At 53.9% G+C, this 14758-nt stretch carries 16 protein-coding genes; 4 read left to right on the top strand and 12 right to left on the bottom strand.

Annotated elements, in window-relative coordinates:
• Nucleotides 1-58: 58 nt before the first annotated feature.
• Both FDW94_RS18630 and FDW94_RS18625 read right to left on the bottom strand, forming a co-directional pair.
• A complete protein-coding gene (locus FDW94_RS18630; protein ID WP_003828632.1) occupies nucleotides 59-694 on the bottom strand; it encodes an NAD(P)H-binding protein in 636 nt (211 codons plus the stop codon).
• Between the two features lie 36 nt (nucleotides 695-730).
• The gene (locus FDW94_RS18625; RefSeq protein ID WP_137378071.1) at nucleotides 731-1159 is read right to left on the bottom strand and encodes a YhbP family protein; all 429 of its coding nucleotides are present in this window, start codon (nucleotides 1157-1159) and stop codon (nucleotides 731-733) included.
• A gap of 52 nt (nucleotides 1160-1211) precedes the next feature.
• Here FDW94_RS18625 and FDW94_RS18620 point away from each other — a divergent pair, with 52 nt between their 5' ends.
• Entirely contained in the window at nucleotides 1212-1502 is a 291-nt protein-coding gene (locus FDW94_RS18620; RefSeq protein WP_032945094.1) for a GIY-YIG nuclease family protein, read from the top strand.
• On the opposite strand, the gene FDW94_RS18615 is transcribed toward FDW94_RS18620, so the two are convergent.
• Together FDW94_RS18615 and FDW94_RS18610 are read right to left on the bottom strand one after the other, a co-directional pair.
• Nucleotides 1499-2002: an N-acetyltransferase gene (locus FDW94_RS18615; RefSeq protein WP_008785907.1), complete on the bottom strand. Its 504-nt coding sequence runs from the start codon at nucleotides 2000-2002 to the stop codon at nucleotides 1499-1501. The two genes, FDW94_RS18620 and FDW94_RS18615, sit on opposite strands and share 4 nt — an antisense overlap.
• Entirely contained in the window at nucleotides 1996-2520 is a 525-nt protein-coding gene (locus tag FDW94_RS18610) for an SCP2 domain-containing protein (protein WP_003828637.1), read from the bottom strand. Before FDW94_RS18610 ends, FDW94_RS18615 begins: the two co-directional genes overlap by 7 nt.
• Before the next feature lie 220 nt (nucleotides 2521-2740).
• Here FDW94_RS18610 and FDW94_RS18605 point away from each other — a divergent pair, with 220 nt between their 5' ends.
• From FDW94_RS18605 to FDW94_RS18595, 3 genes are all read left to right on the top strand, one after another.
• A complete protein-coding gene (locus tag FDW94_RS18605) occupies nucleotides 2741-3736 on the top strand; it encodes a peptidase U32 family protein (protein ID WP_003024971.1) in 996 nt (331 codons plus the stop codon).
• Nucleotides 3727-4623, top strand: a complete 897-nt coding sequence (locus FDW94_RS18600) for a U32 family peptidase (protein WP_137378070.1) — start codon at nucleotides 3727-3729, stop codon at nucleotides 4621-4623. Before FDW94_RS18605 ends, FDW94_RS18600 begins: the two co-directional genes overlap by 10 nt.
• 178 nt (nucleotides 4624-4801) lie before the next feature.
• Nucleotides 4802-5809, top strand: a complete 1008-nt coding sequence (locus tag FDW94_RS18595) for a luciferase-like monooxygenase (protein WP_137378069.1) — start codon at nucleotides 4802-4804, stop codon at nucleotides 5807-5809.
• An 88-nt stretch (nucleotides 5810-5897) separates the two neighbouring features.
• On the opposite strand, the gene mtr is transcribed toward FDW94_RS18595, so the two are convergent.
• From mtr to rbfA, 8 genes are all read right to left on the bottom strand, one after another.
• On the bottom strand, nucleotides 5898-7142 hold the full coding sequence (gene mtr / locus FDW94_RS18590; RefSeq protein WP_003828642.1) for a tryptophan permease: 1245 nt from the start codon (nucleotides 7140-7142) through the stop codon (nucleotides 5898-5900).
• Nucleotides 7143-7288: 146 nt separating this feature from the next.
• Nucleotides 7289-9217: a DEAD/DEAH family ATP-dependent RNA helicase gene (locus FDW94_RS18585; RefSeq protein WP_003828643.1), complete on the bottom strand. Its 1929-nt coding sequence runs from the start codon at nucleotides 9215-9217 to the stop codon at nucleotides 7289-7291.
• Nucleotides 9210-9290, bottom strand: a complete 81-nt coding sequence (gene yrbN, locus FDW94_RS18580; protein WP_010723222.1) for a protein YrbN — start codon at nucleotides 9288-9290, stop codon at nucleotides 9210-9212. The genes FDW94_RS18585 and yrbN overlap by 8 nt, the downstream gene beginning before the upstream one ends.
• Before the next feature lie 106 nt (nucleotides 9291-9396).
• On the bottom strand, nucleotides 9397-10281 hold the full coding sequence (nlpI, locus tag FDW94_RS18575) for a lipoprotein NlpI (protein ID WP_003024982.1): 885 nt from the start codon (nucleotides 10279-10281) through the stop codon (nucleotides 9397-9399).
• Between the two features lie 109 nt (nucleotides 10282-10390).
• Nucleotides 10391-12523, bottom strand: a complete 2133-nt coding sequence (gene pnp, locus FDW94_RS18570; protein WP_008785911.1) for a polyribonucleotide nucleotidyltransferase — start codon at nucleotides 12521-12523, stop codon at nucleotides 10391-10393.
• A gap of 246 nt (nucleotides 12524-12769) precedes the next feature.
• Nucleotides 12770-13039: a 30S ribosomal protein S15 gene (rpsO, locus tag FDW94_RS18565; RefSeq protein WP_000059465.1), complete on the bottom strand. Its 270-nt coding sequence runs from the start codon at nucleotides 13037-13039 to the stop codon at nucleotides 12770-12772.
• Nucleotides 13040-13312: 273 nt separating this feature from the next.
• On the bottom strand, nucleotides 13313-14257 hold the full coding sequence (truB, locus tag FDW94_RS18560) for a tRNA pseudouridine(55) synthase TruB (protein ID WP_003828704.1): 945 nt from the start codon (nucleotides 14255-14257) through the stop codon (nucleotides 13313-13315).
• A complete protein-coding gene (gene rbfA / locus FDW94_RS18555; protein WP_003024988.1) occupies nucleotides 14257-14661 on the bottom strand; it encodes a 30S ribosome-binding factor RbfA in 405 nt (134 codons plus the stop codon). The genes truB and rbfA overlap by 1 nt, the downstream gene beginning before the upstream one ends.
• Nucleotides 14662-14758: the final 97 nt, after the last annotated feature.

The raw sequence follows: 14758 nt of genomic DNA, 5'->3' as shown, positions 1-14758 counted from the left end.
GCCTACAGAACGTAATCGTTTGTAGGCCGGAGAAGCGTCAGTGCCATCCGGCATTTTTTTATTTAGCCCTTTCGCGTAGCTCGGAAGAGGTCAGGATCGAAACCCCTTCATGCCCAGGCGCCAGCGCTTCTGCCAGCATTGCCCGCGCAACATCGCGCGCTTCAATCGACTTCCAGTTACCCGGTAGCAGCCTGAACAACGGCGCTAAAAACATCTCATTCGTCCGCTGTTTGTCCCTATCACCCAGTAGCATTGAAGGCCGGACAATCGTCAGCCGTGGCCAATTCTGCGCGATCAGCGCCTGCTCCATTTCACCTTTCACCCGATTATAAAAAAACGGTGAATTCGCATTGGCGCCCATCGAACTCACCACCAGCATATGCTGGGCGCCTAACCTACGTCCCGTCAGGGCTGTATCTACCACCAGCGTATAGTCAGCATGGATAAACGCCTCTTTGCTGCCCGCTTCACGCCGGGTAGTCCCCAAACAACAAAAGACAATATCGACCGGATCGGTGACCTGTGCCAGAGCATCGGTTAGCTGCGGATCATGGGGGTTATAGATACCAACCGTATCTGCCAGCGGTCGACGCGTTGGTGCCGTGATGGCATTGACCCGGGGTTCATTGAGCAACATACGCAGCAAATGTCCGCCCACCAGCCCCGTGGCTCCCGTTATTAACACCTGACTCATCGCTTATCTTCCCCAGGTCTTCAATCACTGTTCTAACTATAGATCACGCAGCCAGTGCATCTTTTTACCGAAGCCCAGCGTGTTGTCCGTAAATTTGACTTCATCCAGTCGAATCTCCCATACGGGCGCTGGCAGCATTCTGGCGACGGGGAAACGGCGGTTGTAGGCTTTACGCGCGTCTTCGCTCTCCTGCCCTTCAAGACGCCGGATTTCCCCTTTAAACTGTACGCCACGAATCAGAGCGACGGTTTTAGGCTGACCGTTTACTGTACCGGCAATCGGTGCGCGTGGTCCGGACATCTGCGCATGCCGCGTTTTCTCTTCGGTCAGCACATAGAACACCATCTTCTGCGCATCAAACAGGTAAAACGCATTGGTGCACCACAATTCACCTTCATGGTGTACGCACCAGGTCACGACGTGCTGTTTTGCCAGCCAGCGAGACACCGCAGTCAGTGTTTCCATTTCTGTTCTCTTTTATACTGTAGGCCTGAAAATTATCACGTCGATGGTAACAATGACACCCTGGTATCTGTACCTGATCCGTACCGCAGACAACGCCTTATACACCGGAATAACCACCGATGTGCAGCGCCGCTATAAGCAGCATCAAAGTGGGAAAGGCGCGAAGGCGCTACGCGGAAAGGGGGAACTCACGTTGGCATTTGCGGCGCAGGTCGGCGACCGTTCGCTGGCCCTGCGCATAGAGTATCGCGTTAAACAGCTCACCAAGCGGCAGAAAGAGCGCCTTGTCGAAGGCGAAGGGTTTGAGGCGCTATTAAGCAGCCTGCAAACCCCGGAAGCTTAAAAGCGATTGAAGTGGTCGTGGTATTCCACAAGTCCCGTCACGCCATCCAGCGCATCGTCCGCCAGGCGATGAACCTGGAACGCGCTTTCGGTGCCCGGCCAGCGGCAACGCAGGTCATGATGGGCCGCCAGCTCAAAGCCAAAGCGGCTGTACAGGGCCGGATCCCCCAGCGTAACCACCGCTGCGTAGCCAAACTCGTTCAGTGAATCGAGTCCTTCATAGACCAGCTGACGCGCCAGGCCCTGCCCCCGGTAGTTTTCATCCACCGCGAGCGGCGCCATGCCGACCCATTGCAGATCTTCACCCTGAACATCGACTGGGCTGAACGCGACGTAACCCACTACCTGACCTTCGTCATCGGTAGCAACCAGACCCAGCGTTAAGAAACCATCTTCACGCAGGTCGTGCACTAATTTCGCTTCCGCATCGCTCTCAAATGAACGGCGCAGCAGCGCATCAATACCAGGGGCATCAATGGGAATTTCAACTCGAATCAGCATGGCTCACCTACCGAGGTCTGTTTGGTTTCTGGCGACGTTTTCATCCCCGCCTCAACAAAATCCGCCAACTGCATCAGCATGACGCGCAACGCTTTAGGCATCTGCTCCAGTTCGATGGCATCCATCAGATTTTTTACGTATAGCCCTAATTCTGTATCACCTTCAATCACCAGACGACGCTGGAAGAAAAGCGTATCCGGATCCTGCTTGCGGGCCACGATCATCAGCAGATCGCTGGCATCGGCGCTAAAACTCACATCCGCATCTGCATTCTGGCTGACGATAAGTTTATCGTTCTCAACAGAGGTATACCATTTGAGGTCAATGTCACGCACATGAATGCTCAGCCAGCGACCTTCGAGAAACTCCAGCTCCCCATCGGCCAGCGCCTGACTAAACTGCCAGCTCAGGACCTGTTCCAGAACCTGGCGCTTCAGCGCAAAGGGCGTCAGTTTAACTGGTACACTCATCAGAGAAGGACCAAATTGTACTAAGCGTGAACGCAGTTTATCCAACACGAGCTTTACTCCCTGTTTCAATAGTCCTGCTATTTTGCCATATCAAATAAACGACATAGCGGCATAAATCAACAATTCGATGCGAAATTGTTACCTCTTTATTGGTGTCACCAATACGACTTTAACTGCCTCAAATCAAAAATTGTCTCAGCAAGGTTAACTAAAATCCCCATTCGTTAACATTTCTGCGCCCATCACGGCGCAACGTTCAGGATAAATTATGGAGCTGCTCTGCCCTGCCGGAAACCTACCGGCGCTTAAGGCGGCCATCGAGAACGGCGCTGATGCTGTCTACATCGGGCTGAAAGATGATACCAACGCCCGTCATTTCGCCGGCCTTAATTTTACCGAGAAAAAATTGCAGGAAGCGGTGAGTTTTGTCCATCAGCACCGCCGTAAGCTGCACATTGCGATTAACACCTTTGCGCACCCGGATGGTTACGCGCGCTGGCAACGTGCCGTTGATATGGCAGCGCAACTGGGTGCAGACGCGCTGATCCTTGCCGACCTCGCCATGCTTGAGTATGCCGCAGAGCGCTACCCGCATATTGAGCGCCATGTCTCTGTTCAGGCATCTGCAACCAATGAAGAGGCAATTAATTTCTATCATCGCAACTTTGACGTCGCCCGCGTGGTGCTGCCGCGCGTGCTGTCTATTCATCAGGTGAAGCAGCTCGCTCGCGTCACGCCAGTTCCCCTGGAAGTGTTCGCCTTCGGTAGCCTGTGCATTATGGCGGAAGGCCGTTGCTATCTTTCGTCCTATCTGACGGGTGAATCGCCAAACACGGTTGGTGCCTGCTCACCTGCCCGTTTTGTCCGCTGGCAACAGACCCAACAGGGGCTGGAATCCCGTCTTAATGAAGTGCTGATCGACCGCTATCAGGACGGGGAAAACGCCGGTTATCCGACGCTATGCAAAGGCCGCTATCTGGTTGACGGCGAGCGTTATCATGCGCTGGAAGAACCCACCAGCCTGAACACGCTGGAGCTGCTGCCGGAACTGCTGGCAGCCAATATTGCCTCGGTGAAAATCGAAGGTCGTCAGCGTAGTCCGGCCTATGTCAGCCAGGTGGCGAAAGTGTGGCGTCAGGCGATCGACCGCTGTATGGCCGACCCGCAAAACTACGTCCCGCAGGCCGCGTGGATGGAAACGCTCGGTTCAATGTCCGAAGGCACGCAGACCACGCTTGGCGCGTATCACCGTAAATGGCAGTGAGAGAAGCAATGAAATATTCCTTAGGGCCGGTGCTGTGGTACTGGCCGAAAGAAACGCTGGAAGATTTTTATCAGCAGGCTGCCGTAAGCCAGGCCGACGTTATCTATCTTGGTGAAGCGGTATGCAGTAAACGCCGCGCCACCAAAGTGGGCGACTGGCTCGATATGGCGAAATCGCTCGCTGGCAGCGGTAAACAGGTTGTGCTGTCAACACTGGCGCTGGTGCAGGCCTCTTCTGAACTGGGAGAGCTGAAGCGCTATGTCGAAAACGGTGACTTCCTGCTGGAAGCCAGCGATCTCGGCGTAGTAAACATGTGCGCCGAGCGTAAGCTGCCGTTTGTCGCTGGGCATGCGCTCAACTGCTACAACGCGGTTACCCTGCGTATTCTGCTCAAACAAGGCATGGTGCGCTGGTGTATGCCGGTAGAGCTTTCCCGCGACTGGCTGGCAAACTTGCTCAACCAGTGTGATGAGCTGGGTATTCGCAATCAGTTTGAAGTTGAGGTGCTGAGCTACGGGCATCTGCCGCTGGCGTACTCTGCCCGCTGCTTTACCGCACGCTCTGAAGACCGTCCAAAGGACGAGTGTGAAACCTGCTGCATCAAATACCCGAACGGGCGCGATGTGCTGTCGCAGGAGAATCAGCAGGTCTTTGTCCTCAACGGGATCCAGACCATGAGCGGTTATGTTTACAACCTCGGCAACGAACTGACATCGATGCAGGGGCTGGTTGATATTGTGCGTCTGTCCCCTTCAGGCACTGAAACATTCGCCATGCTCGACGCCTTCCGCGCCAATGAAAATGGCACGGCCCCATTACCACTTGCCGCCCACAGTGACTGTAACGGCTACTGGAAGCGACTGGCTGGACTGGAGCTACAGGCCTAGCCGGATGCGGCATAAATGCCTTATCGGGCCTACAAATAGCGATCCCGTAGGCCCGATAAGCGCAGCGCCATCGGGCATGTTATATTCGGTGCCCGCCGTATAAAGCTCACTTTGTTAACAACATTCGCTAATCTTTAATGCAGTATTAAAAGATTAACCGGTAACAAAGTGAGCCGTTATGACTGACAAAACTATTCCGTTCTCGGTGCTGGATCTGGCGCCGATCCCTGAAGGATCCTCGGCAAAAGAGGCCTTCACACACTCGCTTGATCTCGCTCAACTGGCTGAAAAGCGCGGTTACCACCGCTATTGGCTGGCGGAACATCACAACATGACCGGCATCGCCAGCGCAGCAACCTCAGTGCTGATTGGTTATCTGGCTGCCAATACCACCACGCTGCATCTCGGGTCTGGCGGCGTGATGTTGCCTAACCATTCGCCGCTGGTGATCGCCGAGCAGTTCGGTACCCTGAACACGCTATATCCGGGACGAATCGATCTCGGGCTTGGTCGCGCACCGGGCAGCGATCAACCAACAATGCGCGCACTGCGCCGCCATATGAGCGGTGATATCGATAACTTCCCACGCGATGTAGCTGAACTGGTGGACTGGTTCGACGCCCGCGATCCTAATCCCCATGTACGCCCGGTTCCCGGCTACGGCGAGCAGATCCCGGTCTGGTTATTAGGCTCCAGCCTGTACAGCGCACAACTGGCGGCCCAGCTTGGTCTGCCGTTTGCCTTCGCCTCGCACTTTGCCCCGGATATGCTGCATCAGGCGCTGCATCTGTATCGCACCCAATTCAAACCCTCAGCGCGGCTGGCAAAACCGTATGCGATGGTGTGCATCAACATTATTGCCGCCGACAGCAATCGCGACGCCGAGTTTCTTTTCACCTCCATGCAGCAGGCCTTTGTGAAGCTGCGTCGTGGCGAAACCGGCCAGCTACCGCCGCCGGTAGAGAATATGCAGCAGCTGTGGTCCGCTTCTGAGCAGTACGGCGTACAACAGGCGCTGAGCATGTCGCTGGTCGGTGATAAGGCAAAAGTGCGGCATGGTCTCGACGCCATTTTGCGTGAAACCCAGGCTGATGAGATTATGGTTAACGGCCAGATTTTTGATCATCAGGCACGTCTACATTCGTTTGATTTGGCGATGGATGTGAAGCAGGAATTATTGGGGTAGTGCTATTTGTGCCGGATGGCGGCTGCGCCTTATCCGGCCTACTCAATCTCTGTAGGCCCGGTAAGCGTAGCGCCACCGGGCAATTGTTTTACTGGTATACAGGCAACAGATTCACGCTCGACAGAATATGGATAACCGCGTTGCCGATACCGAATACCAGGATCAGCGCAATCATCGGCTTACCGCCCCAGACACGGAATTTCGGGCTACCGAAACGCTCGCGGGATTTACGTGCCAGCAGCGCCGGAACAATGGCGGCCCAGATGGTTGCCGCGAGTCCTGCATAACCAATGGCGTACAGGAAACCGTTCGGCCACAGCAAGCCACCGATAATTGGTGGGACAAACGTCAGCAATGCCGTTTTGAAACGTCCCATTGCCGAGTCATCAAAGCCAAACAGATCCGCCAGATAGTCAAACAGACCGAGCGTAACGCCGAGGAATGAACTCGCCACCGCAAAGTTGGAGAACACCACCAGCAGCAGATCCAGACTGCGGCTGTTCAATACGCCGCTCAGCGCCTGTACCAGCACATCAATGTTACCGCCCTGCTGCGCAATACCGATAAACTCCGGACGCGGAATATTACCCATCGTCCCCAGCAACCATACGGTATACAGCACCAGCGCCAGCAGCGTGCCGTACACCAGACACTTAACGATGGTCTTCGGATCTTTGCCGTAGTACTTCATCAGGCTCGGGACATTGCCGTGATAGCCGAATGAGGCCAGACAGAACGGCAGCGTCATCAGCAGGTACGGCGTATACGAAGCATTGCTTTCCGCCACGTTAAACAACGTTGTGGGCTGAACGTGTCCCAATAAGCTGCCGAAGGTCAGGAAAAAGGTAATCACCTTCGCGCCCAGCACAATTGCCGTCATGCGGCTCACCGCTTTGGTACTTAACCACACCACAAACGCCACCAGCAACGCAAAGCCAAGACCTGCCGCACGCGCCGGAACGTTCAACGACATCTCGGAGAAGGTGTGGTGCAGGATCGAACCGCTCGCCGAGATATACGCGTAGGTCAGAATATAGAGAACGAAAGCAATCGAGATGCCGTTCACCACGTTCCAGCCTTTGCCCAGCAGGTCTTTCGTGATGGTGTCAAAACTAGAGCCAATGCGGTAATTGAGGTTAGCTTCAAGGATCATCAGCCCGGAGTGCAGCATGCAGAACCAGGTGAAGATCAGCGCCGCCATTGACCAGAAGAACCACGCCCCGGACATGACCACTGGCAGAGAAAACATCCCCGCGCCAATAATGGTGCCGCCGATGATCACCACGCCGCCGAGCAGCGAAGGTGACGTTTGGGTGGTGGTTAGTGTTGCCATTTAGCCATCTCTCCAGTCATTTATATTGTGACTACATCTCAATGTGCTGCACTGTACCAGTACACGAGTACAATTGAAATAAAAAAAGCCCCGATTGTTGAGATCGGGGCCGTATATTTTACTTTACAGCTATAAAGCTAAAAGGCTTATGCATCACCGCCGAAACGACGACGACCAGCAGAGTCATCACGACGCGGAGCAGAAGAATCGTCACGACGCGGACCACGGTTGCCTTCACGACGTTCGCCGCTGAAACGACGACCATCGCCACGACCGCCTTCACGACGTTCACCGCTAAAGTTACGACCTTCACCGCGACCACCTTCACGACGCTCACCGCTGAAACGACCACCGCCACGACGCTCACCACCAGTGTGCGGAACTGCATCGCCAACCAGCTGCATGTTCATCGGCTTGTTCAGGATGCGAGTACGGGTAAAGTGCTGCAGCACGTCGCCCGGCATACCTTTCGGCAGTTCGATGGTGGAGTGGGAAGCAAACAGCTTGATGTTACCGATGTAACGGCTGCTGATATCACCTTCGTTAGCAATCGCACCAACGATATGACGAACTTCAACACCGTCATCACGGCCCACTTCAATGCGGTACAGCTGCATGTCACCAACGTCACGACGTTCACGACGCGGACGGTCTTCACCACCACGGTCATTACGGTCACGAGGGCCACGATCGTTACGGTCACGCGGACCACGGTCATCACGGTCGCGGAATTCGCGTTTCGGACGCATCGGCGCATCTGGCGGCAGGATCAGAGGACGTTCGCCCTGAGCCATTTTCAGCAGTGCAGCTGCCAGCGTTTCGATATCCAGTTCTTCTTCCGGCTGCATTTTCGCCAGCAGAGCACGGTACTGATCCAGATCGCTGCTTTCCAGCTGCTGCTGTACTTTAGCGGCGAATTTTTCCAGACGGCGTTTGCCCAGCAGATCTGCGTTCGGCAGTTCTACTTCCGGAATAGTCAGCTTCATGGTGCGTTCGATGTTACGCAGCAGACGACGCTCGCGGTTCTCAACGAACAGCAGCGCACGACCCGCACGACCCGCACGACCGGTACGGCCGATACGGTGAACGTAAGACTCGGAATCCATCGGGATGTCGTAGTTGACAACCAGGCTGATACGCTCAACGTCCAGGCCACGGGCCGCAACGTCGGTTGCAATCAGAATATCCAGACGGCCATCTTTCAGACGCTCCAGAGTCTGCTCACGCAGGGATTGGTTCATGTCGCCGTTCAGTGCAGCGCTGCTATAACCGCTACGCTCCAGCGCTTCTGCTACTTCCAGGGTCGCATTTTTGGTACGAACGAAGATAATCGCCGCATCAAAGTCTTCTGCTTCCAGGAAACGCACCAGCGCTTCATTTTTACGCATGCCCCACACAGTCCAGTAGCTCTGGCTGATGTCAGGACGGGTAGTTACGCTGGACTGAATACGTACTTCCTGCGGCTCTTTCATAAAGCGGCGGGTAATACGACGAATCGCTTCCGGCATGGTTGCAGAGAACAGAGCGGTCTGATGACCTTCCGGGATCTGTGCCATGATGGTTTCAACGTCTTCGATGAAGCCCATACGCAGCATTTCGTCAGCTTCGTCCAGTACCAGACCGCTCAGTTTGGAGAGGTCCAGAGTACCACGCTTCAGGTGATCCAGCAGACGACCCGGCGTACCGACGACGATCTGTGGCCCCTGACGCAGGGCACGTAATTGCACGTCATAACGCTGGCCGCCGTACAGGGCAACCACGTTCACGCCGCGCATATGTTTAGAGAAATCCGTCATGGCTTCTGCTACCTGAACCGCCAGTTCGCGGGTCGGTGCCAGCACCAGAATCTGAGGTGCCTTCAGCTCAGGATCAAGATTGTTGAGCAGCGGTAAAGAGAACGCTGCGGTTTTGCCGCTACCTGTCTGGGCCATACCCAGAACATCGCGGCCGCCCAGCAGATGCGGAATGCACTCTGCCTGGATTGGAGATGGTTTTTCGTAACCCAGATCGTTAAGGGCTTCAAGGATAGGAGCCTTCAGGCCCAGATCTGCAAAAGTGGTTTCGAATTCAGCCATGTAGTACGTGTGCCTCAAAATTAATGGCGGCCAGTCTACATAACTCATCATGAAATTGATCTGCAATTTTCATTGAAAAGTGTGAACCGGCTCAAAGTAGGTGTATTAACGAACAACAACGCCCTCACCCGTGAAGGTGATGGCAATCAAAAAAGATTACGGGCTGATGTGTACGTCAGCTATTGCTGGTCCGATTCTGCCAGGTCATCTTGGTCCTGGCCCAGGAGCGATAATTCCAACAATGCGTATCGGTGCTCAACAAAGTTATGAACGTTGTTAGCCACCGCCAGTTTGAACAATGCCGTAGCGTTGTCCAAATCCCCCAGACTTAGGTAGTACTTACCTAAATAGAAGTTGGTTTCACTGAGATGCTCAGCGAGCGAGGTGTTATCCGTTGCGTCCGCCTTCAGGCGTTCCATCAGCGTTGCTTCGCTAATGTTGCCCAGGTAGAACTCGACAATGTTCCATCCCCATTGCTCTTTATCCGATTTCTCAAAGCGTTGCTTCAACGCTTCTTTAGCCTGCTTCTCATCGAGCTTCTGCTCGGCAAGATAAAGCCACAGACTACGGAAAGGATCATTGGGATCGTCTTGATAAAACGCTAGCAGATCATCTTGCGCTAACTTGTCGCGACCGCCGTAATACAATGCGATACCGCGATTTAAGTGCGCGTAGTTGTAAGTTGGATCAAGCTCAAGTACAGAATCAAACGCTTCATAGGCAGCATCAAAATTGCCTGCCTGCGTTAAATATATACCTAAGTAATTGAATACTTCAGGCATATCTGGTCGGATTGCCAGCGCTTGTGAAAAATCATTTCGCGCCAGTGCCCTCAGACCGAGACTATCATACAACACTCCGCGCTCATATAAAAGCTGTGCGCGTTCGTCATCGGTTAAAGCCCGACTGGCAAGAATTTGTTCCATACGTGCCAGAATCACTTCCTGCTGCAAAGTCGGTTGCAATGGTACTGCGAGGACTTCACTCTTTCGCCAGGCGGAATTACTGCATCCAGCCAGCGTGAGTGCTGTCGCAACGAAACACCAGCGCAAAAAAGGCTTCATTTCCCACTCCCGAAGACAACGATTGAATGAACGTCCAGGTTCCCCGGTTGCTAACAAGGCATCCTGCCGGGTTAAAGGCCCTCCGCTTTCACGGAGGGCAATGGCAACCTTACTCGCCCTGGCTTGCCGGAGCTTCCGGTTCGCCTGCAGGCTGAGACTGCTCAGTTGCTTCTTTAATGCTCAGACGTACACGGCCCTGGCGATCAACTTCCAGAACTTTGACCGGTACTTCCTGGCCCATCTGCAGGTAGTCGGTCACTTTCTCAACGCGCTTATCAGCGATCTGAGAGATGTGTACCAGACCTTCTTTACCGCCACCGATGGCAACGAATGCGCCAAAGTCAACGATACGGGTCACTTTACCATTGTAGATACGGCCTACTTCGATCTCTGCGGTGATCTCTTCGATACGACGGATAGCATATTTCGCTTTCTCACCGTCGGTCGCAGCAATCTTCACGGTGCCATCATCTTCGATTTCAATGGTGGTGCCGGTTTCTTCGGTCAGAGCACGGATAACAGAACCGCCTTTACCGATAACGTCTTTGATCTTGTCCGGGCTGATCTTGATAGTGTGGATACGCGGAGCGAACTGAGAAATATCGCCACGCGGAGCGTTGATCGCTTGTTCCATCACACCCAGGATGTGCAGACGCGCACCTTTAGCCTGGTTCAGAGCAACCTGCATGATTTCTTTGGTGATACCTTCAATTTTGATATCCATCTGCAGTGCAGAGATACCGTCGCGGGAACCCGCCACTTTGAAGTCCATATCGCCCAGGTGGTCTTCGTCGCCCAGGATGTCAGACAGAACAACAAAGTTGTCACCTTCTTTCACCAGACCCATCGCGATACCCGCAACGGCTGCTTTGATCGGCACGCCTGCGTCCATCAGCGCCAGGGAAGCACCACATACGGAAGCCATGGAAGAAGAACCGTTAGATTCGGTGATTTCAGAAACCACACGTACGGTATACGGGAATTTATCCAGTTCCGGCATTACTGCCAGTACGCCACGCTTCGCCAGACGGCCGTGACCAATCTCACGACGCTTCGGAGAACCGACCATACCGGTTTCACCTACGCAGTACGGAGGGAAGTTGTAGTGGAACAGGAAGTTGTCAGTACGCTCGCCCATCAGTTCGTCGAGGTTCTGCGCATCACGAGTGGTACCCAGGGTCGCAGTAACCAGCGCCTGAGTTTCGCCACGGGTGAACAGTGCGGAACCGTGGGTACGCGGCAGAACGCCAGTACGCACGTCCAGGCCACGGATCATGTCTTTTTCACGGCCATCGATGCGCGGCTCGCCTGCCAGTACGCGGCTACGAACAACGTTTTTCTCGATAGCGTGCAGGATTTCACCCAGTTCGTTAGCGTCCAGGGTTTCGTCTTCAGCCACCAGAGTCGCGATGGTTTCAGATTTGATCACGTCAACCTGAGCATAACGCTCTTGTTTGTCAGTGATACGGTAAGCATCGCTCAGGCGAGCTTCTGCCAGTGCGGCAACGCGTGCGTTCAGCGCTTCGTTGACGGCTTCTGGCTGCCAGTCCCAACGCGGTTTGCCAGCTTCTTTCGCCAGCTCGTTGATCGCCTGAATCACAACCTGCTGCTGTTCGTGACCGAACACAACAGCGCCCAGCATCTGATCTTCGCTCAGCAGTTCAGCTTCGGATTCAACCATCAGTACGGCTGCTTCAGTACCTGCAACAACCAAGTCCAGCTTGCTTTCTTTCAGTTCGTCCTGAGTCGGGTTCAGTACGTACTGGTCATTGATGTAACCAACACGTGCAGCACCGATCGGGCCGTTGAATGGGATACCAGACAGAGTCAGCGCAGCAGATGCACCAATCATTGCCACGATGTCCGGGTTAACCTGTGGGTTAACGGAAACAACGGTCGCGATAACCTGAACTTCGTTAACGAAGCCTTCCGGGAACAGCGGGCGAACCGGGCGGTCAATCAGACGCGCGATCAGGGTTTCACCTTCGCTCGGACGGCCTTCACGACGGAAGAAGCTACCCGGGATACGGCCAGCAGCGTAGGTACGCTCCTGATAGTTAACGGTCAGCGGGAAAAAGTCCTGGCCTGGTTTCGCTTTTTTCTGACCAACAACGGTAACGAATACCGCGGTGTCATCCATGCTAACCATAACAGCGGCAGTCGCCTGACGCGCCATCATGCCGGTTTCCAGCGTAACGGTATGCTGACCGTACTGGAATTTACGAACGATCGGATTAAGCAAAATAATATCCTTTCTCTATTTTTTGACGGCACATTTTTGCGCCATCGTTAATACCCGATCTTCTGCGCATCCTCGCGACTAATGACAACCCTAACCCATAAGCATGAGTAAAGCCTCTCATTAGCCGCGCGAACCTCTGCAACGGAAGATCATTCATAGCAACAATACATTAGTTTCCAGCGAATTGCTGCCATCTGCTGGAAAAAAGGGGCCATGAAGGCCCCCTCTTTCTGAAACTCGAAAGAATTAGCGACGCAGGCCCAGACGCTCGATCAGCGCGGTGTAACGTGCAACATCTTTACGTTTCAGGTAGTCGAGCAGTTTACGACGCTGAGAAACCATGCGCAGCAGACCACGACGGCTGTGGTGATCTTTTTTGTGCTCTGCAAAGTGGCCCTGCAGGTGGTTAATCTGTGCAGTCAACAGAGCAACCTGAACATCGGTAGAACCGGTGTCATTTGCATCACGACCAAACTCAGAAACGATTTTAGCGGTAGCTTCAGTACTTAGAGACATTTTAAAACTCCAAAGTGATAAGAATGAAAGGATGCCGATCTCTAATTCAGCTATCCCAGTGTATACACTTTATCCTTCAAACTGACTCTGCGTTGGCTGCGTCCACTCACCTCAGTCACTTACCTAAGTAAGCTCCTGAGGATCCTCAGACTTGCCGCCTTGATGCAGCTCGAATGATTTTGTGTATACGCCACGCAGATTGTTAAACAATTCACGCGACGTTAAGCGGCAGTATTCTACTCGCAGCGCCCTTTTATCGCAAGACAGAGAGCGCTATGCAGGATACTCAACCACCAGGCGGCGGGGGGCGACACGACCTTCATCGTCCATCTCCCCCATGCCAATAAACTTGCCGTCATCGCCTTCCGTCACGCGTACCAGCCCTTCCAGCGGGGCGCCTGTCGTCCGTACCGGATTACCATTTTTAAAGTAAACCGACGATGTTAAAGGCAAATTAACAACAGGATAGTCCGATGCCGGACTGTCCATTGGCATCAGCAAAGGATCAAGCAACTGAGCCGCCGGAATGTTCTGCTGTTCTGCCTGTTCAACCAGCTCACGCAGGTGTTCCAGTGTGACCATACGATCCACCGGATACTTGCTGACCGTCAGACGACGCAGATACGTTACGTGCGCGCCGCAGCCCAGCTTCTCACCGAGATCGTCAACGATGGTACGAATATAGGTGCCTTTGGAGCAGTGAACTTCCAGCTCCAGTTCGTTACCTTCATGACGGATAAACAGCAGCTCATAGACGGTAATCGGGCGCGCTTCACGCGGCACTTCAATGCCCTGACGCGCATATTCGTACAGCTTCTTACCCTGATACTTCAGCGCCGAATACATCGACGGAATCTGCTCGATATCGCCGCGGAAAGTCTCCAGCGCGCTCGCCAGTTGTTCTGCGGTGAAGGTTACCGGACGCTCCTGCACGATCTGCCCATCGGCATCGGAAGTGTCAGTACGCTGGCCCAGACGGGCAACCACGCGATAGCGTTTGTCAGAATCCAGCAAATACTGTGAAAACTTTGTCGCTTCACCAAGGCAGATAGGCAGCATGCCTGTCGCCAGCGGATCCAACGCGCCGGTATGTCCCGCGCGGTTGGCATTGTAGATGCGCTTTACTTTTTGCAGCACGTCATTGCTGGACATGCCCTGCGGCTTATCCAGCAGCAGGACACCATGAATATCGCGACCACGACGACGAGGACGACTCATCAGTCCTCCTTGCTGTCGTCCGCTGGGTTCACACGACGCTCATCGTCATGTTTCACCACGCTGGTCACCAGGTTGGACATGCGCATCCCTTCAACCAACGAGTTGTCGTAGAAGAAGGTCAGCTCAGGCACGATACGCAGACGCATTGCTTTACCCAGCAGAGAGCGGATAAAACCAGAGGCTTCCTGCAGTGCCTTAATGCCGTTTTTCACGGCAGCTTCGTCCTGATCGTTGAGGAAAGTCACGAATACTTTGGCATATGCCAGATCACGGGACATCTCAACACCCGATACGGTGGTCATCATGCCAACACGCGGGTCTTTGATTTCGCGTTGCAGGATGAGTGCGATTTCTTTCTGCATCTCCTGCGCGACACGCTGCGGGCGACCAAATTCTTTCGCCATAATAAATTCTCCAGACAAAAAAGGGGCATTCAGCCCCTTTTGAAAATAATTCGGTGATTAGGCTGTAGGCCTGATAAGCGTAGCGCCATCAGGCATT

The sequence above is a fragment of the Citrobacter sp. wls757 genome, from assembly GCF_005280935.1.
Lineage (GTDB): Bacteria > Pseudomonadota > Gammaproteobacteria > Enterobacterales > Enterobacteriaceae > Citrobacter > Citrobacter portucalensis.
This window is presented reverse-complemented; position numbering and strand designations above follow the sequence as displayed.

Coding starts and splice junctions, on each gene's coding strand:
- FDW94_RS18585 (WP_003828643.1), bottom strand. CDS start 9,217: ATGGCTGAATTCGAAACCACTTTTGCAGATCTGGGCCTGAAGGCTCCT.
- FDW94_RS18630 (WP_003828632.1), bottom strand. CDS start 694: ATGAGTCAGGTGTTAATAACGGGAGCCACGGGGCTGGTGGGCGGACAT.
- FDW94_RS18620 (WP_032945094.1), top strand. CDS start 1,212: ATGACACCCTGGTATCTGTACCTGATCCGTACCGCAGACAACGCCTTA.
- truB (WP_003828704.1), bottom strand. CDS start 14,257: ATGAGTCGTCCTCGTCGTCGTGGTCGCGATATTCATGGTGTCCTGCTG.
- FDW94_RS18615 (WP_008785907.1), bottom strand. CDS start 2,002: ATGCTGATTCGAGTTGAAATTCCCATTGATGCCCCTGGTATTGATGCG.
- yrbN (WP_010723222.1), bottom strand. CDS start 9,290: ATGAAAATTGCAGATCAATTTCATGATGAGTTATGTAGACTGGCCGCC.
- FDW94_RS18625 (WP_137378071.1), bottom strand. CDS start 1,159: ATGGAAACACTGACTGCGGTGTCTCGCTGGCTGGCAAAACAGCACGTC.
- nlpI (WP_003024982.1), bottom strand. CDS start 10,281: ATGAAGCCTTTTTTGCGCTGGTGTTTCGTTGCGACAGCACTCACGCTG.
- rpsO (WP_000059465.1), bottom strand. CDS start 13,039: ATGTCTCTAAGTACTGAAGCTACCGCTAAAATCGTTTCTGAGTTTGGT.
- rbfA (WP_003024988.1), bottom strand. CDS start 14,661: ATGGCGAAAGAATTTGGTCGCCCGCAGCGTGTCGCGCAGGAGATGCAG.
- mtr (WP_003828642.1), bottom strand. CDS start 7,142: ATGGCAACACTAACCACCACCCAAACGTCACCTTCGCTGCTCGGCGGC.
- FDW94_RS18595 (WP_137378069.1), top strand. CDS start 4,802: ATGACTGACAAAACTATTCCGTTCTCGGTGCTGGATCTGGCGCCGATC.
- FDW94_RS18605 (WP_003024971.1), top strand. CDS start 2,741: ATGGAGCTGCTCTGCCCTGCCGGAAACCTACCGGCGCTTAAGGCGGCC.
- FDW94_RS18600 (WP_137378070.1), top strand. CDS start 3,727: ATGGCAGTGAGAGAAGCAATGAAATATTCCTTAGGGCCGGTGCTGTGG.